Origin of the sequence: Paraburkholderia flava (genome assembly GCF_004359985.1) — a bacterium.
In the GTDB taxonomy this organism is placed as follows: Bacteria; Pseudomonadota; Gammaproteobacteria; order Burkholderiales; family Burkholderiaceae; genus Paraburkholderia; species Paraburkholderia flava.
The window spans coordinates 1,178,911-1,197,369 of record NZ_SMRO01000003.1 but is presented as its reverse complement, the minus strand read 5'-3'; the positions used below and the strand labels follow the sequence as shown (position 1 = coordinate 1,197,369).

The window sequence follows — 18,459 nt, the reverse complement described above, 5'->3', positions numbered from 1 at the left end:
CCGTTGTGCGCGGGCGGTGGCCCGCCGCGCGTCTTTTTATTCAGCTATCAGATGACCAGCCGGGAGATCTTCGTGCCTTCGAGCGAGACCCCGGCCATCAGCCCCGCGTTCGTCAGCACGAACGCTTCAATCGGACTCATCGCGGTCGACGTGTCGACGTTGCCGTTCGCGCCCACCTTCACGAGCGCGACGGTCGCGTCCGCGCCGGCGGCCCAGCCCTGGCTCTGCAGGAATTTGTCGAGCGCCTGCTGGTTCATGAACGCGAAAATGATCGCCTTCGACTGCGCGCCGATCTGCAGCCCGAACGAACCGCCGACCGTGCTGTAGTACGCGGTGGTCTGGCCGTTCACGCGCAGCGCGCCCTCTCCGTACTGCCCGCCGATCCAGAAGCCCGCCGCGATCACCTGCGGGAACACCAGCACGCCGCTCGCCTTGCCGATCAGTTCGCGCGAGCCGTGCACCGAGTTGTACAGACGCTCCATCGTCGCGTCGATCCCGGTGTTGATCGTCGCGCGCTTCTGCGTGTTTTCGGCGGCGGCGTTGCCCGCGCCGAGCGGCGTGGTCGTGCAGCCCGTCAGCGCGAGCCCCCCTGCCGCGATAACTGCACTGCTGCCCGCAATGAATTGACGTCGGCGCATGGTCTTTTTTCCTTGAATGAAAGATACGGCATTGGAGTCTGTTTTCGAGTCATTCGCAACCGCTACGGCGCACTCGCTTTCCCCGATAGCTTCGAAGCGAGGTTACGACTCCCGGTTATGGACCGCGTTTGTCGCGTGAGGTTCGCGTGAGTGGGGGTGGGAAGGAGAAATAAGCGGGTATACGACGAGGTACCACCCGCACCACGAACGACTGCAACGGAAACCTCCTCCACCTCCGGGCACGCGACGTGCGACAGCACCGGAAGCCAATGCCATGGACACCGCCGGAGGAAGCGTGCCGAGAACCCGATCGCAAGCCGACGCCGCAGGCGCACACGCCTCTACGCCCACCGACGACTACCGCATCATGGTGACGGCAGAATCGCACGCGGACGGCCGTTTCGTCGGCGTGCTGAAGGTGGTCCGCAAACATGACGGGCGGATGCTGTACCCGTTCACCGGCGCACCCGAGATCGGCCGCTTTGCGACGATCGAGGAAGCACGCGCCGCCGCCGCCGAGCAGGGCCGGCGCATCGTCGCCGCGGACCTGCGCAACCCCGAACCGTGACCCGCGAGGGAGGAAGCAATGACCGCGATGAACGAAGATCAGCGCAAGGGCTTGAAGGAAGAACTGAAGGGCGTCGTCGACAAAGCCGTCGGCACCGTGACGCGCAACGACGCGAAGAAGGCGAAAGGCGACGCTGAAATCACCGAGGGTGAAAACCGCAAGGACCTCGGCGACCAGACCCGCGCCGCTGAAAAGGGCAAGGTCGATCCGGGCAATCCGACGAACCTGTGAGTAGGTCGGTGCAGGCAAGCGGGTGCGCCGTCGCAGCGGCGGTAGACGCACCGCTCGACCATCAATTGAAACCGTGTACTTTCTGCGCCGAACTGCGTGGCACAGCCCGCACGCCGTACGCAGGTACCTGGGCTACGACACCCGGGCCTTCGCCGACGCACGCGCGACGATCATCCAGCACGCGGCGTTGTAGCGCACCTGGGTGCCATGCACATAAGGATCGTAGGCCGCGCGAACCGTGTCGACGATCTGCGTACGCGTTTGCTCGTCCGCGTTTTGAAGAAACAGCCCGAGCGGCCCGAGCCGCGTAAAGCAACCGATCAGTTCCGCCTCGGGCAGCGTGCATTCGATATCGATCGGCACGACGTCGATGTCGGCCCAGCCGCTCGCATCGAGAATCGACTGAACGCGTTCACGGTCCGCGAACGCGAACTGCCCTGGCCCGTCCAGACGTCGTGGCGGCAGATCGGGTAGCAACGGTGCTGCCGCGCGTTCGGCGGTCGTCATGAATGGGTTGTCGGCGGGACCGCGCCACGCGATCACGCGAAGCGTCGCGTCGTCGGTGGCGGCGCCGCGCAGGTTCGCGAACGCACGCACCGGATCGTCGAAGAACATCACGCCGAAGCGCGACACGATCGTGTCGAAGGCGGCGGGTTCGAACGCATGGGCCTGCACGTCGGCGCAGACGAACTGTGCGGCCGCGTGTTCGTGCGCGGCACGCTCCCGCGCGACGGCGATCATCGGCTCCGAGATGTCCGCCCCGACCACCCGACCACGCTCGCCGAGCATCCGCGCAAGCGCGAGCGTCGTCGCCCCCGTCCCGCACCCGATGTCGAGCACCTGACGACCATGCCCGTCGCGCACCGCGTCGACGAGCAGATCCTCGAACAGTTTGAACATCGCATCGAGCACAGTCTGCGAGCCGATCCACGCGCGCGCAGAAGGTCCGTTCCAGAGGGCAGCCTGCCCGTTGTCGATACGCTGTGTCTCCGTCATGGCTTTTTCTCCTTGAATCGATAAACGAAACTACACTGTGCCGATTCAAGCCGACTTGAGGTCAAGCGCGTGAGACATCTGGACATTGCCGAAGTCGTACAGCAATCCGGCGTACCCGCATCGACACTGCGGTTCTACGAAGAGAAAGGATTGATCGCGTCGAGCGGCCGACGCGGATTGCGGCGGCAGTTCGCGGCCAGCGTACTGCAGCGGCTCGCGTTGATCGCGCTCGGCCGCACCGCCGGTTTTTCGCTCGATGATATCGCGTCGATGTTCGGGCCGGACGGACAGCCGCATATCGACCGGCAACGACTCGTCGCGCGCGCGGACGAACTGGATCGAACGATCCGCTCGTTGACCGTGATGCGCGACGGTCTGCGGCACGTGGCCGCGTGCCCCGCGCCGAGCCATATGGAATGCCCGACGTTTCAGCGGATCGTTCGGGTGGCTGCGCACGGCGAACACAAGACGCGCAAAAGTCGCGTGACGAATCCGGCCCGGACGTTACACGCTACGCAGCGATAACTCACGTTCGAAGCGGGACCAGCAAGCCGCGCAAAATGCACAAAGCGGGCGACCAACCTCGTCGCCCGCCACGTCATCAGCCTGAAGCATCAAGCCGCTACACGCACTCCATAACGCGCATCCGGTTCGCTACGCGACAGGTTCGGCAGCAACGCCGCGCGCGCCGATTCGAACGCATCCCAGTCGGCGCCAGGCAGCGACGGCACGGTCGCCAGTTCGCCCTGATCGAAGCCGGCGAGTGCCGAGTCGACCAGCTTTTCGACGGTCATCACCATGTTCTCCGGCAGGACGGTGTCGACCGGATGACCGACGACGTCCCAGAACTCCGTACGCGTCGCGCCCGGCAGCACTGCCTGCACGCGCACGCCCTGCGCGCCGAGATCGTGATGCAGCGACTGGCTGAACGCGAGCACGAATGCCTTCGTGCCGCCGTAGACGCCGTTCAGCAGTTGCGGCGCGACCGCGACGATCGACGCGATGTTGATGATCGCGCCATTGCCGCGCTCGACGAACTTCGGTGCCGCCGCATACGTGAGCCGCGTGAGCGCGGTGACGTTGAGATCGATCATTGCTTCCATCCGGTCCGGGTCGGCCTGCAGCACGGTGCCCGCGCCGCCGAAGCCCGCGTTGTTGATCAGCATCGTGATGCTCGAATCGGTCCGCAGGATTTCCTCGATACGGCGGACGTCGTCGCGCTTGCCGAGATCGGCGGGAACGACTTCGACCGAACGGCCGGTTTCGTCGGTCAGACGGCTCGCGAGGCGGTCGAGCCGCTCACGGTTGCGTGCGACCAGGATCAGGTCGTAACCGCGTCGTGCGAGGCGGTCCGCGTAGACCGCGCCGATGCCCGACGATGCGCCCGTAATCAGCGCCGTGCCTTGATGTGCCTTGGTGTTGGTAGTGCCGCTCATGGTGTTTCTCCAGTGGGTGCATGCCGATATCGGTCTGCATGGATCGGAGAATAGAGGCATAATCTGGCGACGCAAATGTCATAGATGCCACTTTTCAGGACATCGCTGAAAACCCCTCGGAGAATCGCCATGCTGCGCATCGGAATCGTGCTTTATCCCGGCTTCCAGGTCCTGAACCTGTCGGTGACGACGGTATTCGAGGTGGCCGGCATCATCGACGGCAAGCCGCTGTACGACGTGGTGCTGCTGTCGGCGCATGGCGGGCTGGTGCAGAGTTCGTCGGGTATCGCAGTCGATACCCAGCCGTTCGACGACAGCCGCTTCGACACAGTGCTGGTCGTCGGCGACAACAACCTGTGCGAGCCGCCGCCCGAACTGCCCGGCTTCCTGCAGCGCTCGGCGCAAACCGCGCGGCGCATCGGCTCGACCTGCACCGGCGCATTCAATCTCGCGCACGCGGGCCTGCTCGAGGGCCGTCGCGCGACCACGCACTGGCTCTTCGCGCCGCAGTTTCGCGGCGCGTATCCGAACGTGAAGCTCGAAGAGGATCGGATTTTCATCATCGACGGGCCGGTGTGGACGTCGGCTGGTATGACCGCGTGCATCGATCTCGCGCTCGCGCTCGTCGAGAAGGACATGGGCGCCGAACTCGCACGCGAGGTCGCGAAAAAGCTCGTGGTCTATCACCGTCGCGCGGGCGGTCAGTCGCAGTTTTCCGCGCTGCTCGAACTCGAACCGCGCTCCGATCGCATCCAGACCGCGCTCGACTACGCGAAGCAGAATCTGCACACCGAGCTATCGGTCGAACAGCTCGCCGAAGCCGCGCACTTGAGCGCGCGACAGTTCAGCCGTGCGTTTCGCGCGGAGACGGGGCAGTCGCCGGCGAAGGCGATCGAGCATCTGCGGATCGAAGCCGCACGCCTGATGCTCGAATCGGGCCGTCATCCGATCGATGTGATCGCGCGCGACACCGGCTTCGGCGATCGCGAGCGGATGCGGCGCGCGTTTCTGCGCGCGTTCGGGCAACCGCCGCAGGTGATCCGACGTGCAGCGCGCGGGGCGGACGAGACGGAAGCTACGTCTGCGGAGGAAGCCGCGTAGCGCTGCGGAACGGCGCATGCGTCGATAGAATGGAAAGTCGAGAGAAGAAGCTACCCGGATCAGCGAGGACGTCATGCCGATGTACGACTACGAGTGCGCCAGCTGCGGCACTTTCGAAACGATGCGCAAGATCGCGGAGCGCGACGCGCCGGTCGACTGTCCGCGCTGCGGCGACGCGGTCGAACGCATTCACACCGGCACGCCGATGCTGGCCACCTCGGGCGGCGGCGATTCGGACAGCGAGGGATCGGGATCGTACGGGATGCGTCATCGCGCGGGCTGCTCGTGCTGCTGAGACTCTTGCGCACCCAGGTAACGGCAAGAATGACCGGCTTCTCGCGCTAACGCACTGCTGCCCGGAGAGCCGCAGGGAATCTACGTAATGAGCGGTCCCTATGGTGATGAGCACCATTCGGCGACATCATGTATCGTACAAATTGAGGGGTAACAGCAGGTAAAAAGTACGGGGTAGAAAAATGATGACCACAGTTTTGATCGCATCGCCGATCGGCATCGCGGCACTCGTCGCGTTCGCTTTCTTCGTCGATCCCATCAGCGGACATTTCCGCCGCCGCTAGCGGTGTCGCTGCGCGTTGAACGTCATGCGCTCAAACGCACTGACGCGTTCAGCCGTGCTCCAGTTTCAGATCCGGATTGCTCTTCGCGAGTTCGCTGATCCAGTCGACGAATGCGCGCAGCCGTGAGCTCAGATTGCGCCGGTGCGGATAGAGAATCGACAGCGGCGTCGACGGGCAGCGATACGTCGTGAGAATTTCGCGCAGATCGCCCTGCGCAATCAGTTCAGCGACCATGAAACGCGACGGCTGGATGATCCCGTAGCCGCGCACGGCCGCCTCGATGTACGCGCTGCCGTCGTTCACTGCGAGCATGCCGTTCATGTGCACCTTCTCCGTCTCCCCCTCGGCTTCGAACTCGAACGGAAACGTCCGGCCGCTGCGCGCCGACACGTAGTTCACCGCGTGATGTCGCTCGAGGTCTTCGAGTGTGTCCGGCACGCCGTTGCGCTCCAGGTACGCGGGCGACGCACACGTGACGATCCGCGCATCGCCGATGCGCCGCGCGACGAGACTCGATTCGTCGAGCGCGCCCATCCGGATCACGCAATCCACGCCGTCCTGGATCAGATCGATGTTGCGGTCCGCGAGACCGAGCCGCACGTCGATGCCCGGAAACTTCCGGTAGAAATCGTCGAGTGCGGGCAGCAGCAGCGCGCGCGCCAGCGTACCCGACGTATCGACGCGCACCGTGCCCGTCGGGTTATCGCGCTTGCTCGACAGCGACGATTCCGCGTCCGCGACCTCGGCGAGAATCCGCACGCAGCGCTCGTAGAACAGCGCGCCGTCTTCGGTCACGCTGACCTGACGCGTCGAACGGTTCAGCAGCCGGACGCCGACGTGTTCTTCCAGCGCCTGAATGGTCCGGCTGACTTTCGCGCGCGGCAGATCCAGCAGTTCCGAAACCTTGGAAAAACTATTCGCCTCGACGACGCGAGTAAAGATCTCCATTGCTTCGAAGCGGTCCATAGCGAGTGCCTTGATGTGTGTGTTGAATGGCGCGGTGCCGTCCGCGCTAGCGCGCCGGACGGCAGCGGCATCAAGCTTACACGACGACGGGGCCGGGAGAGAATGGAAGCGGTGTGCGCGTCGATTAATGCGCCGATTGAGCATAGGGCGCGTGGAAAATCGCGGATGAAGCTGATCGACCCTCGTCGATCACGGGCAGCGCACCGCATCGGTCCGATGAAGTGTCATCGGCATGGTCGCCGTGCATCGCCTCCGGAAAAACAGCGCTGCCGGCGCGTGCCGCGACGGCAGTTCTATCTCCGGTCAGATCAACGACGCGTCTTAGGTGGGTCTTAGGTACGACTGGTCAGCACTCCCACGACGCAGGCCCTGGCTCTGCATCGCCGCGATAACGACGCAATGCATCACTTGCGATGTGCGCGTCGATCGTGCCTTCGTCGGCGAGCGCGCGCAGCGCTGCGATCACGATTGCCGTGCGGTCGACTTCGAAGAACGCACGCAAAGCGCTGCGCGTGTCGCTGCGACCGAAGCCGTCGGTGCCGAGCGTCACGTAGCGGCGCGGCACGTAGGCGCGGATCAGTTCGGGCAATGCGCGCACGTAGTCGGTCGCGGCGACTACGGGGCCGGTGGATGCGGCGAGTGCAGTCGCGACATAAGCTTGCTCGTCAGTCGGACCACCGAGCCGCGCGCGCCGTTCGGCTGCGCTGCCGTCGCGATGCAGTTCGGTGAAACTCGTCACGCTCCAAACGGCCGCATCGATCGACCAGTCTTCTTTCAGCATCTGCTGCGCGGCCAGCACTTCGCCGAGAATCGCGCCAGAGCCAAGCAGTTGAACCTGCGCTGCGTTAGCAGCACCCAACGGATACATCCCCTTAAGAATCCCATCACGCAGCACGGACAGATCGCCACCGGGCACCGAAGGCTGCGCATAGTTCTCATTGCCGACGGTCACGTAATAGAACACGTCGCGTTGCCGCTCGACCATCTCGCGCATCCCCTCATCGACGATCGCCGCGAGTTCGTACGCGAACGCCGGATCGTACGCGCGGCAGTTCGGAATCGTCGATGCAGCGAGATGGCTCGTGCCGTCCTGATGCTGCAGCCCTTCGCCGCCCAACGTCGTCTTGCCCGACGTCGCGCCGATCAGGAAACCGCGTGCCCGCTGATCGGCGGCTGCCCAGATCAGATCGCCGACGCGCTGAAAACCGAACATCGAGTAGTACACGTAGAACGGCAGCATCGGCAGATCGTGCACGCTGTACGCGGTCGCCGCCGCGATCCACGACGACACCGCGCCCGCCTCCGAAATGCCTTCCTCGAGAATCTGTCCGCCGGTGTCCTCGCGGTAGTACAGCATCGAGCCGAGATCTTCCGGCTCGTACAGTTGCCCGAGCGGCGAATAGATGCCGACCTGCCTGAACATATTCGCCATGCCGAACGTGCGCGCTTCGTCGGCGACGATCGGCACGACACGTCGACCGATCTCCGCGTCCTTCAGCAACGCCGTGAGCATGCGCACGAGCGCCATCGTCGTCGACATCGAACGGTCGCCAGCGTCCAGCGCGAATTGCCCCCAGGACGACATCGAAGGCACGGTCAGCCCCTTCGACGCCGCTCTCCGCCTTCTGGGCAGAAAGCCTCCCAGGGCAGCCCGGCGCGCGTGCAGGTATTGCATCTCCGGGCTGTCTTCCGCTGGCTTGTAGAACTTCACCTGCTCGACGTCGTCGTCCGACAGCGGCAACCGGAAGCGGTCGCGGAACGCCTTCAGATCGTCGAAATCGAGCTTCTTCTGTTGATGCGTCGTCATGCGGCCCTGCCCCGCCGTGCCCATGCCGAAACCCTTCATCGTCTTCGCGAGCACGACCGTCGGCTGACCGCGATGCGCGAGCGCCTGCGCGTACGCCGCGTGCAGCTTGCGCACGTCGTGACCGCCGCGCCGCAAGCGGTCGATGTCGTCGTCGCCGAGTTGCGCAGCGAGTGCCTCCAGTTCCGGGTTCTGGCCGAAGAAGCGCGCGCGGTTGTACGCGCCGTCGTTTGCAGAGAAGGTCTGGAACTGACCATCGACCGTGCGCGCGAACGCGCGCAGCAGCGCGCCGCTGCGATCGCGCTCGAACAGCGCGTCCCAGTCCGATCCCCACACCACCTTGATCACGTTCCAGCCCGCGCCGACGAACTGCGCTTCGAGTTCGTCGACGATGCGACCGTTGCCGCGCACCGGCCCATCGAGCCGTTGCAGATTGCAGTTGATCACGAACACCAGGTTGTCGAGCCGCTCGCGCGATGCGAGCGACAACGCGGCCAGCGACTCCGGCTCGTCCATCTCGCCGTCGCCGAAAAAGCCCCACACGGTACGGCCTTCGGTGCGTGCGAGTCCGCGATTCTGCAGATAGCGCATGAAGCGCGCCTGGTAGATCGAGTTGATCGGACCGATGCCCATCGAGCCGGTCGGGAACTGCCAGAAATCCGGCATCAGCCACGGATGCGGATACGAACACAGCCCCGGCCCCGCGATCTCGCGACGGTAGTGCCGCAACTGCTCCTCGTCGAGAAAGCCTTCGAGGTACGCACGCGCATACACGCCCGGCGACGAATGCGGCTGGAAGTACACCAGATCGCCGCCGTCGCGACCGTCGCCACCGGGCACGGCCGCGCGGAAGAAATGATTGAAGCCCGTCTCGAACAGATCGGCCGCCGACGCATAGCTCGCGATGTGCCCACCCAGTTCGCCGTACGCGCGATTCGCGCGCACGACCATCGCGAGCGCGTTCCAGCGCAGCGCCGCCGAGAGTTTTTCTTCGAGCGCGAGATCGCCCGGATACGGCGGTTGCCGCTCGGGGGCGATCGTGTTCACGTAGGGCGTCGAACCGCTGCGCGACGCGCGCACACCGAGCCCGTGCGCATGCGCGGCGAGACGATCGAACAGATACTGCGCGCGCTCGACGCCGACATGCGCGATTACGCCTTCGAGCGCGTCGAGCCACTCGCCGGTCTCGGCGGGATCGGTGTCTTCGTGCGCGCTGCCGATGCGTTGTATCGGGCCGCTGCCACTGGATAAATCGGTCATCGTCTGCTCCGCGAAAAGGCGCGTTCGAACCATCAATCGTTCAAAACATGCTACCCGCCGGATCGCAGAATAGGCGTCTGATTTGCTTGTCAGATTCTCTCCTGATAGTGTATTTATTCCTGTTATTTTCCAATTTTCAGAATATTTATCATGAGCACGCCGCGCCGTCTCGATCGGATCGATATCGCCATCCTCAGCCAGTTGCAGCAGAACGCGCGCATCACGAACGCGGATCTTGCGCGTGCGGTGAATCTGTCGCCGACGCCTTGCTTCAACCGCGTACGGGCGCTTGAGAAGCTCGGGTTGTTCAAGCAGCAGGTCACGCTGCTGAATCCCGAGCCGCTTGGGCTGAAGATCAACGTGTTTATTCAGGTGAGTCTCGAGAAGCAGAGGGAGGATGCGTTGAAGCGGTTCGAGCAGGCGATCAGCGAGCGGCCGGAGGTGATGGAGTGTTATTTGATGACCGGCGATGCTGACTATCTGTTGCGGGTTGTCGTGCCGGATATGTCTTCGCTGGAGCGCTTTATTCTCGAGCAGCTGACCAAGATTCCTGGGGTGTCGAATATTCGGTCGAGTTTTGCGCTCAAGCAGGTGCGCTATAAAACCGCGTTGCCGTTGCCGGCTTCGGGGGTTACGTTGATTGATCCGGAGGATGTGGCGACGGATTGGAGGTGAGGGGGTTGGGCGCAGACGAATCGATATCCTTCTTCTTCCCTAGTAGTCGAGTCGGCCGCGCAACTCATCGAAGGGAATCATCACGTGCTCTCGATATGCGGCGCGCTGTTTGAGCCGTTCATACCATGCCTCAACGTTCGGCACGTGAGGTCTTTTGATATCCAGCTCAAAATATCGATACAGGTTCGTCCCTGCGGGTACATCCGCCAGGGTGAGGCTGTCGCCAGCAAGAAAAGGTTGATCTGAGAGTACCCGGTCGAGAAGCTGGAAGCATTGAGAACACAGTCCGATGCTTTTCTCGATTGCTGCCTGATTCTGTAGCTCGGGCGGAGTCCGGTAGAAGCCCCAAAACACGCCAGTCAGAAACGTGGGTTGCAGGCTTGTCTGAGACCAGTCCATCCAGCGATCCGCATTTGACTGGCGCCGTGGATCTTCATTCCAAAAGGCCGGGCATCCATAGCGCGCAGCCAGATACCTCAAAATACTGTGCGACTCCCAAACGATGGTTCCGTCGTCGTCGATCACAGGAACCCGGCCATGTGGATTCATCGCCAGAAACTCGGGCGTATCCTTGATTCCGAAACTGCCGCCAGCAGGTATATGCTCGTGCGGAAGACCCAACTCTCCGACTAGCCACAATACCTTTTGAACGTTGAAGGAATTACGTCGGCCCCATACCTTAAGCATTCGACCCTCGCCAATTCTGCAGTTTCTGGTAGGTCTGAAGTATAAATGGACCCACTTCCCGGTAGCCGTTTTTGACTGCGCTTACCCTTTCGCAACGTGTGCCAATCTCACGCTCCAACCAATCCGCGCTTCAGATGCGGCCTACACGCCCTGATCCACACAGCGCAAACGAAATCTCACCGCCCATCCAGCACCCGCACCTCCCCCCTTCCCCGCTGCACAACCCGATTAAACACCGCCCCCGCCGCCATCAACACGCAGGTCCCAAGAAACACCGCTCGCATCCCAAAGTGCCCCCCGACGAACCCACCGATAACGGGCCCAGCCACCTGCCCCGCGTACTGCGACGAAGTCGAGTACCCAAGCAACGTACCCGCGACGCCTTCAGGCACGTTGTGACGAATCACGCTAGCGATACACGGCAGCAAACCACCAAGCGCAAGCCCCATCAAAAACCGCAACACGATCAACTGCCAGGCAGCAGTAACGTAAGCCTGCGGAATCAGCAACAAGGCAGCCACCGACAGACAACCCACAATCACATTCCAGTGCCCCACACGATCGGCAAGCTTGCCAAGCCGCGAAGCCGACAAAATGCTCCCAAGCGCCGCACCTGACATCACAAGCCCCGAAACCATCGTCACATGCCGCACATCGACGAGCTGCGCAACATACACAGTGATGATCGGCTCGATCGACATATTCGCGACCATCAGCAGCAGCCCCGTAACCAGCATCGCAACAGCTGGCCGCGGATCCGTAACGAGCGACCAGGCACCGGGCTGCTTTTGCTTAGCTGAACGCGAAGGACGCGGCTCTTCACGAATCAAAAACAGCGTAGCGAGAAACGCGATAAAAATCGTACCGCCCGCGGCAAAGAACGTCTGACGGATACCGATCAACGGCGGCAGCACGCCACCGATCAGCGGCCCAACCAGATTGCCAGCCATAATCCCAGACGCCAAAACACCAAGCGCCCAACCGGTCCGTGCCTTAGGCGTCTGCGTCGCAACAAGCACGGTAGAACCCGACGCATAACCGCCAAGCAACCCCGCAAGCAACCGCAACGCAACAAGCTGCCACACGTCGTGCGCCATGCCGATCAACGACATCGCGACGGCCATCCCGAGACTCGACCGAATCAGCATCAACTTGCGCCCGTACAGATCGGCCAACCGACCCCACAGCGGCGCAACCAGCGCAGCACTAAAAAACGTCGCACCGAACGCGATACCCGACCACTGCACGATAGCCGCGTGATCCGACACACCCAGATGCTCGACGTACAGCGGCAGGAACGGCAACAGCAGCGTCATCGCAACGATCGTCGTGAACGAACCGAACACACACACAGCGAGATTGCGTTGCCAGTGCGGCGTTCCGCCGTCCGCATCGGCGGATGCGGATGGAGCGGGTGCGGTGGAGGTGTGGCGCGTCATGAAAGGCCCTTGCGTGATGCGGGCCTGCGATGGAAGCCCAGTCTCCCGATGCTATAGCCGTTCGACGGGCACAACCAGTTCATACGCGATCCCGGTATCGTCACTACCTGTCACCCCGGCCCTCCAGGCAAACACGCATCAGCGATGCAGTTGCTCCGCCGCAATATCCTCCAGCGAGCGCCCGCGCGTCTGCACGCCCATTAGCACGACCGCGAGCGCACCGATCAGCAGCACCGTCGTCGTCGCGCCAAACACGCCGGCGAAGCCGAACACCGGATACAGATACCCGACGAGAATCGGCGCCGCAATCGCGCCAAGCCGTCCGATCGACGAGGCCAGCCCCACGCCGGTCGCGCGCACGTCGGTCGGGAACACTTCGGGCGTGTACGCGTAGACGCCCGCGTACGTGCCGTTCATGAAAAACGACAGCAGCACCCCCGACGCCATGATCCCCGCGTCGCTGCGCGTCAGCGCGAGCCCGAGCGCCGACACGCCGCCGAGCACCATGTAGCTCGCGATCGTCGCCTGCCGGCCGATTTTTTCGTTGAGCCACGCGCCCGAGAAATAGCCGGGAATCTGCGCGAGGTACATCACGAGCGAGTACGAGAAGCTGCGCGTGATCGTCATCCCGCTTTGCACCAGCAGCCCCGGAATCCACGTGAAAAACGCGTAGTAGCTGAACGTGATCGACAGCCACATCAACCACGTCATCGCGGTGATGCGCGCGAGGCTGCGCGACCACAGCGCCTTCACGTTCGCGACCACCGATGCGCGCCCCGCCGCAACCGGCACGTCGGCATCCGCATCGGGTGGCAATGGGTCGAGCTGCACGCCGTCGGCGCGCAGTTCGGCTTCGGCGGCGGCGATAATCGCCTCGGCTTCCGCGCGCCGGCCGCGCGCTTCGAGCCAGCGCGGCGATTCGGGCAGCGACCGGCGCCACCACAGCAGCATCACGATCGGCAGCGCGGTGATCACCATCACGATGCGCCACGCCTGCGGTGCGAGCGGAATCACGAAATAGCCAAGCAATGCAGCCGCGACGAAACCGAACGAGAAGAAGCCCGCGAGACTGCCGGTGAACGCGCCACGATAACGCCGCGCGACGAACTCCGACAGGAATGGCGCGACGATCGCGCTTTCCGCGCCGGTGCCGAGTCCGGCGACGATGCGCGTCGCGAGGAAGAACGTCCAGTCGTGCGCGACCGCGCTCGCGAGCGACGCAAAGCAGTAGATCACCAGTGCATACATCATCACGCGGCGCCGGCCGATCAGATCGCCAAGCATCCCCGCGAGCATCGCGCCGACGAAGTAACCGATGAACGTGCCGCTGCCGAGCACGCCGGTCTGCACGCTTGTCAGCGCCCAGTCGCGTCGCAGCACCGGCAGCAGGAACGCGAGGACGGCGGCGTCCATCGCGTCGAACGTATAGCCGAGACCACCCATCAACAGCAGGCGACGGTGAAAGCGCGCGAACGGCATGCGCTCGATGCGGGCGGAAATCGAAGTCATCGCGGCGGCTCCGGTCAGACGGTGGCTAAGGTGTCGCGTGCGTTTGCGTTTTCACGCGCGCACGCGCTTGATCACGCGTGTTCGAGTTCGTCGAACTGGATCTCGCCGCCCTTCATCACGAGCGGAATGTGGTCGCCCTGCCCGAGCAGGCAGTCGATCGATTTGAGCGGATTGCCGTCGACCACCAGCACGTCGGCGAACGCGCCCGGCACGAGACGGCCGAGCTTGTCCGTCATCCCGAGCACCTGCGCGCCGACGAGCGTCGCGCTCGCGATCACTTCCGCTGGCGTGAGCACCTGCGTGCGCAGCCGGAATTCGTCGCTCTGCAGACGCTGCGCCTCGCCGAGCAGATCAGTGCCGAAACCCATCCGCACGCCTGCGCGCTTGAGCACATCGAGCGAACGCAGCCCCGCTTCGTGGACGTCCGCGACTTTCGCGAGGCTCGCTTCCGGTAGTCCGTACTTCGCGCCTTCGCTGGCAAGTGCATCGTAGGTGACGAGCGTCGGCACGACGAACGCATCGTGTTCGGCGACGACGCGCGCGGTGGCATCGTCGATCAGATTGCCGTGCTCGATCGTGCGCACGCCGCAGCGCACCGCGCGCGCGATCGCGTCGGGCGTGTACGCATGCGCGAGTACGTACGTGTGACGCGCGCGAGCCTCCGCGACGATCGCGCGGATTTCGTCTTCCGAGTAGCCCCATGCGCCGACCGGATCGGTCGGCGACGCAACACCGCCGGACGCCATGATCTTGATCTGGTCCGCGCCCATCTGCAGTTCTTCGCGCACGGCCTGGCGCACGCCGTCGACACCGTCCGCAACACGCGACAGCGCACCGACGCGCACACAGCAACCGCACGGCATGTCGGGCGCGATGAAATCGTTACGCGTGCGGACGTCGCCGTGACCGCCGGTCTGGCTGAGCGCGCGGCCGGACACGAACAGACGCGGCCCCTGCGCGAGCCCGCTTTCGACGGCCTGCTTGAACGGATAACCGGCCCCGCCCGCATCGCGTACCGTCGTGAAACCGCGCCGCAGCATTGCGCGCATCAGCGGCACGGCGCGCAGCGTGACGAGCACGTTCGGTTGCAGTGCGACACACGGCAGATTGAATTCGATCGCGACGACATGCACGTGCAGATCGATGAGGCCGGGCATGATCGTCTTGCCCTTCAAGTCGATCACGCGCGCACTGCTGCTCTTGATCGGCTTGTCGGATACCTCGCGCACCATGCCGTTTTCGATCAGTACGTCGTGGCCGGGCAGCAGTTCCGGCTGCGTCGGGTCGAGCAGCGCGCCGTTATGAAACAACGTTGTCACAGATGCCATCGCGATCCTCTCTGGAGGGTTTGCACGGACATGCTCTGGTGGCCTCGCTACGCGCTGTGCCGCCATCTCGCATCGTACACAGGGTAGCGGCGGTTAGCTGTTGAACAAAAATGCCACTGCAGGTTCCCGTACACACGCGAAGGAAAATGAAAGATGCGGACGGTATTTTGCAAAACCATGCGGCAATTTCCGACATGCGCGCGCAGAATGCTGTCCTGCTGGAACACCCGCTTTTTCATGGCGATTTCGTAGAAGACGATGACCACCACGCATTCGAGTCCATCCGGTTCCGCAGCCGACCCGGCGAATACCGTAACGGCGCTGCCCGATCAGCCAGGCGCCATCGGCGCGAACACGCAGCCGATGCGGGGCATCTTTTTGCACGCCGGATGGCGAACCGCAGGAACGTGGCTGTGGTCGCGATTCCGTGCGCTGGAATCGGTCGATGCGTTCTATGAGCCACTGAGTTCGGTTATCGGCGAGCTAAGCGCGGCCGATATAGGCGATATTCGCCCCACGTCCAATTCCGGCCACCCGTCGATGAGTAAAGCCTACTTCGACGAATACCGGCCGTTGCTGCAATCGACCGAGCGCGGCGTGCGTGGCTATCGAAAAAGCTTCGCGGTCGATCAGTTCGGCACGCAACCGGATGCAGATTTTCCGGCGCTACAAACGTATCTGAACGACCTTTGCGAGACCTCGTCTCGGCAGGGCAAAGTCGCGGTTCTCAAGTTCTGCCGATCTCAGGGGCGCATGCCGTGGCTTAAGGAAGCCTTTCCCGACGTGATGCATGTCGGGATTCTGCGCAACCCGGCTTCGCAATTTGCATCGGGCTGGTTACTCAGGCAGCAGTGGCGCAACGCGTTCTTCGTGGCAGCGCCGTTTCGTGTACTCGGTCTTCAACACAGCGAGCCGATGGTGAGGCAGGTCATCGCGGAATGCGGCGTGAAGTTGCCGCCTGTTTCGCCGACCTCATACGATGCGTACGCGGCCGCCTGCGATCGCTACGCGCAAACGGTCGAGGGTAGCGAGGCCTATCGAGCGTTTATCGCCCTCTGGATTCTTTGCGTCTGGAGAACGCTACAGAGCGCGGATGTCGTCGTCGATACGGATCTGCTGGGACAGTCACCGGATCATGCGTCCGAGCTTGCCGCGCAATTTCGCGCCGGCACGGGGCTCGTCCCGGACCTCAGTGCGACGCGCGATCTGCTCGGCGAAGCGAAGCGCAACGTACGACGGATGTCGGCCATCGACGGTCGCGTGTTGCGTCCGATCAATTCCGCCGCGCTGAAATTCCTGTTCCGGCAACTGGACAGGACGGACCACGTGCAAGCGGACCTCGCCGAGACTGTCCGGAAGAAAGTAGCCCTTGCGAACGACATCGCTGAAGAGTGGCGCTACACCTGAATGCGATCGGCCGCTCACGAAACAGCAACCGAAAAAACAAAGAAATGCCGAACGACGATCGCACCACGGTAATTCATCGGAAAACGCCGGAATCGGCGGCCATGGTGGCCAACGTCAAACGCGCGATGGCGATCACCGCCTCGCTCAACCGGTTGACCTTCAACGACGCGGATGAAGTCCGGGCCCTGTTCAGCGATCTCATCGGCAGGAAGGTGGACGACAGTTTTGTATTGGCACCGCCGTTCTACACAACCGGCGGGCTCGACATCCGGGTCGGGCGCAATGTCTTCATCAACCAGAATTGCACGTTCTACGACCTGGGCGGCCTCGACATCGGCGACGACGTGATGATCGGGCCTAACGTGAGTCTCATCACGTCGGGTCATCCGATCGAACCTTCGCAGCGACGCAACGGTGTCATCGCAAAGCCCATCGTGATCGGGAAAAACGTGTGGATCGCAGCCGGCGCGACGATTATCGGTGGCGTCACAGTAGGCGAGAATTCGGTTGTCGCGGCGGGATCGGTCGTTACGCGGGACGTGCCGCCGAATACGCTCGTCGGCGGGAATCCGGCCAGGGTGATTCGTTCGATAGCGGAGTGAGAGAGCGTCCGCGTACAAGCTTCTGGAAACTTGCCGCAAATATCCGTGAATACAGAGACGCTTCTCTTTCGCATCGTTGTAGTCGCGTTGCTCCTCTGGGCTGTCTACAGATGGGGCACAGGCGTCTATCACTTCTTTCATCGACGCACGTTGCGCAAGACCGGCAACGTCGAGGTGGGAACCGTGGTCGCTGTCCAGAACATTCCCAAACTGTCGCGCAGCAGTAACCTCGTAAAAATCAGATGCCGCGTACGCTACCTCGCGCATGACGGCCAGTTCCACGAGACAGTTTTCCGCCAGTCCTACTTTCCGGGCAGCGTGCCTCGACTCGGCGACGTCACCGACGTCTATGTCAATCCATCCAATCCGGCCGATGCAGAAGCGGATCGTGATCCGAAACCGCCCTACGCCGATCCGGCAAGACGATAGCGGCGAGTGTCCTGAGGTTGTCTCCTGGATCGACCGGCGATGGGCAAGAGCACGCGTCGCTCTTGAGAAAAGCGCGGCTAAAACGAAGAGGGACGAGCCGCAGCGGATTCAAAAAGTACGACAGTCAGGACTGTCTCAACTACTGCGGCGCAAAGCTGCGCTGCGCCGCGCCACTTCCTCTCACGCATACCACGCAAGAAACATATCCGCCGCCGATTCCGCGATCCGCTTCTGCTCGCGCTTGCTCAGGCGCGCCTGACCCATTGCAACCTGTGGCCAGAACGCGAACCCCTTGATCAGCGCCTGCAACTGAAAAGCCGCGAACGGCGGATCGTCGGTCTTCAAACGACCATCAGCGGCCGCTGCACGCACCCACACGCTCACGTCCTCCTCGCGTTCGCCCATGCGAGCGACCATCTCGCGCGCGCGTTCCGGCGAATGCAGGCCAGCCGAAATCGCCACGCGTGCGAGCGACAGAAAGACATCGTTATTCAGAAGCTGCATTCGATGACTCAAAAGCTCGAGCAACTGTGCACGCAGCGGCTGGTCGGCCCGATAGACGAGCGCGCTATCCGTCTGGCTCGCGTCCCACAGTTGATGCAGGATCGCCGCGAACAGCGCTTCCTTGCTCGCGAAGTGGTTGTACACCGTGCGCTTCGACACGCTCGCCCGGGCGGCGATGCGATCCATGCTGGTCGCGTCGTAGCCGGCAGCAAGAAATTCCTCGATCGCGGCACTCACGATGGCAACGCGCTTGCGGTCGGTCAGACGATTAGGGGATGGGCTCGAGTCCATAACCGAATGT

20 protein-coding genes are annotated in these 18,459 nt (G+C 63.1%); 9 read left to right on the top strand and 11 right to left on the bottom strand.

Translation table 11 applies throughout. The features are described 5' to 3' along the window. Positions 1-47: 47 nt before the first annotated feature. Entirely contained in the window at positions 48-638 is a 591-nt protein-coding gene (locus E1748_RS27945) for a BPSL1445 family SYLF domain-containing lipoprotein (protein ID WP_133650474.1), read from the bottom strand. A gap of 295 nt (positions 639-933) precedes the next feature. Here E1748_RS27945 and E1748_RS27940 point away from each other — a divergent pair, with 295 nt between their 5' ends. Together E1748_RS27940 and E1748_RS27935 are read left to right on the top strand one after the other, a co-directional pair. Beyond that, complete coding sequence (locus E1748_RS27940; protein WP_133650473.1) at positions 934-1,206, top strand: DUF6723 family protein; 273 nt, start codon at positions 934-936, stop codon at positions 1,204-1,206. A gap of 18 nt (positions 1,207-1,224) precedes the next feature. Then, positions 1,225-1,437 carry a CsbD family protein gene (locus E1748_RS27935; protein WP_338119605.1) on the top strand — a complete coding sequence of 71 codons (213 nt, stop codon included), beginning with the start codon at positions 1,225-1,227 and terminating at the stop codon, positions 1,435-1,437. A 132-nt stretch (positions 1,438-1,569) separates the two neighbouring features. Here E1748_RS27935 and E1748_RS27930 read toward each other — a convergent pair whose 3' ends face one another. Then, entirely contained in the window at positions 1,570-2,433 is an 864-nt protein-coding gene (locus tag E1748_RS27930; protein ID WP_133650472.1) for a class I SAM-dependent methyltransferase, read from the bottom strand. A 69-nt stretch (positions 2,434-2,502) separates the two neighbouring features. Here E1748_RS27930 and E1748_RS27925 point away from each other — a divergent pair, with 69 nt between their 5' ends. Then, positions 2,503-2,958 (top strand): helix-turn-helix domain-containing protein, encoded by a 456-nt coding sequence (locus E1748_RS27925; protein WP_133650471.1) that lies wholly within the window; start codon positions 2,503-2,505, stop codon positions 2,956-2,958. A gap of 89 nt (positions 2,959-3,047) precedes the next feature. Here E1748_RS27925 and E1748_RS27920 read toward each other — a convergent pair whose 3' ends face one another. Then, positions 3,048-3,869 carry an SDR family NAD(P)-dependent oxidoreductase gene (locus tag E1748_RS27920; RefSeq protein WP_133650470.1) on the bottom strand — a complete coding sequence of 274 codons (822 nt, stop codon included), beginning with the start codon at positions 3,867-3,869 and terminating at the stop codon, positions 3,048-3,050. A gap of 129 nt (positions 3,870-3,998) precedes the next feature. Here E1748_RS27920 and E1748_RS27915 point away from each other — a divergent pair, with 129 nt between their 5' ends. Then, complete coding sequence (locus tag E1748_RS27915; RefSeq protein ID WP_133650469.1) at positions 3,999-4,970, top strand: GlxA family transcriptional regulator; 972 nt, start codon at positions 3,999-4,001, stop codon at positions 4,968-4,970. Between the two features lie 73 nt (positions 4,971-5,043). Continuing rightward, complete coding sequence (locus E1748_RS27910) at positions 5,044-5,265, top strand: FmdB family zinc ribbon protein (RefSeq protein ID WP_133650468.1); 222 nt, start codon at positions 5,044-5,046, stop codon at positions 5,263-5,265. A gap of 331 nt (positions 5,266-5,596) precedes the next feature. Here the strand turns inward: E1748_RS27910 and E1748_RS27905 are convergent, their stop codons facing one another. Both E1748_RS27905 and mdeB read right to left on the bottom strand, forming a co-directional pair. Further along, positions 5,597-6,514 (bottom strand): LysR family transcriptional regulator, encoded by a 918-nt coding sequence (locus E1748_RS27905; RefSeq protein ID WP_133650467.1) that lies wholly within the window; start codon positions 6,512-6,514, stop codon positions 5,597-5,599. Between the two features lie 346 nt (positions 6,515-6,860). Beyond that, positions 6,861-9,578, bottom strand: coding sequence for an alpha-ketoglutarate dehydrogenase (gene mdeB, locus E1748_RS27900; RefSeq protein ID WP_133650466.1), 2,718 nt, complete (start codon positions 9,576-9,578; stop codon positions 6,861-6,863). A gap of 150 nt (positions 9,579-9,728) precedes the next feature. On the opposite strand from mdeB, the gene E1748_RS27895 reads away from it, so the two are divergent. Beyond that, positions 9,729-10,253, top strand: a complete 525-nt coding sequence (locus E1748_RS27895; RefSeq protein ID WP_133650465.1) for an Lrp/AsnC family transcriptional regulator — start codon at positions 9,729-9,731, stop codon at positions 10,251-10,253. Between the two features lie 39 nt (positions 10,254-10,292). Here the strand turns inward: E1748_RS27895 and E1748_RS27890 are convergent, their stop codons facing one another. The 5 genes from E1748_RS27890 to E1748_RS27870 all read right to left on the bottom strand — a co-directional run bounded on the left by E1748_RS27890 (position 10,293) and on the right by E1748_RS27870 (position 15,485). Then, the gene (locus E1748_RS27890; protein ID WP_133650464.1) at positions 10,293-10,940 is read right to left on the bottom strand and encodes a glutathione S-transferase family protein; all 648 of its coding nucleotides are present in this window, start codon (positions 10,938-10,940) and stop codon (positions 10,293-10,295) included. Between the two features lie 176 nt (positions 10,941-11,116). Beyond that, on the bottom strand, positions 11,117-12,379 hold the full coding sequence (locus tag E1748_RS27885) for an MFS transporter (protein ID WP_133650463.1): 1,263 nt from the start codon (positions 12,377-12,379) through the stop codon (positions 11,117-11,119). Positions 12,380-12,517: 138 nt separating this feature from the next. Then, on the bottom strand, positions 12,518-13,888 hold the full coding sequence (locus E1748_RS27880; protein ID WP_133650462.1) for an MFS transporter: 1,371 nt from the start codon (positions 13,886-13,888) through the stop codon (positions 12,518-12,520). A gap of 71 nt (positions 13,889-13,959) precedes the next feature. Then, entirely contained in the window at positions 13,960-15,216 is a 1,257-nt protein-coding gene (locus tag E1748_RS27875) for a metal-dependent hydrolase family protein (protein ID WP_133650461.1), read from the bottom strand. Positions 15,217-15,263: 47 nt separating this feature from the next. Beyond that, positions 15,264-15,485: a hypothetical protein gene (locus E1748_RS27870; RefSeq protein WP_133650460.1), complete on the bottom strand. Its 222-nt coding sequence runs from the start codon at positions 15,483-15,485 to the stop codon at positions 15,264-15,266. Between E1748_RS27870 and E1748_RS27865 the strand changes: the two genes are divergently transcribed. The 3 genes from E1748_RS27865 to E1748_RS27855 are packed head-to-tail and all read left to right on the top strand — an operon-like array spanning position 15,475 to position 17,654. After that, a complete protein-coding gene (locus E1748_RS27865; RefSeq protein ID WP_338119604.1) occupies positions 15,475-16,623 on the top strand; it encodes a hypothetical protein in 1,149 nt (382 codons plus the stop codon). The two genes, E1748_RS27870 and E1748_RS27865, sit on opposite strands and share 11 nt — an antisense overlap. Before the next feature lie 44 nt (positions 16,624-16,667). Then, positions 16,668-17,225 carry a sugar O-acetyltransferase gene (locus E1748_RS27860; RefSeq protein WP_133650558.1) on the top strand — a complete coding sequence of 186 codons (558 nt, stop codon included), beginning with the start codon at positions 16,668-16,670 and terminating at the stop codon, positions 17,223-17,225. A 45-nt stretch (positions 17,226-17,270) separates the two neighbouring features. Then, positions 17,271-17,654 carry a DUF3592 domain-containing protein gene (locus tag E1748_RS27855; protein WP_133650459.1) on the top strand — a complete coding sequence of 128 codons (384 nt, stop codon included), beginning with the start codon at positions 17,271-17,273 and terminating at the stop codon, positions 17,652-17,654. Between the two features lie 180 nt (positions 17,655-17,834). Here the strand turns inward: E1748_RS27855 and E1748_RS27850 are convergent, their stop codons facing one another. Next, positions 17,835-18,449, bottom strand: coding sequence for a TetR/AcrR family transcriptional regulator (locus E1748_RS27850; RefSeq protein WP_133650458.1), 615 nt, complete (start codon positions 18,447-18,449; stop codon positions 17,835-17,837). Positions 18,450-18,459 lie beyond the last annotated feature (10 nt).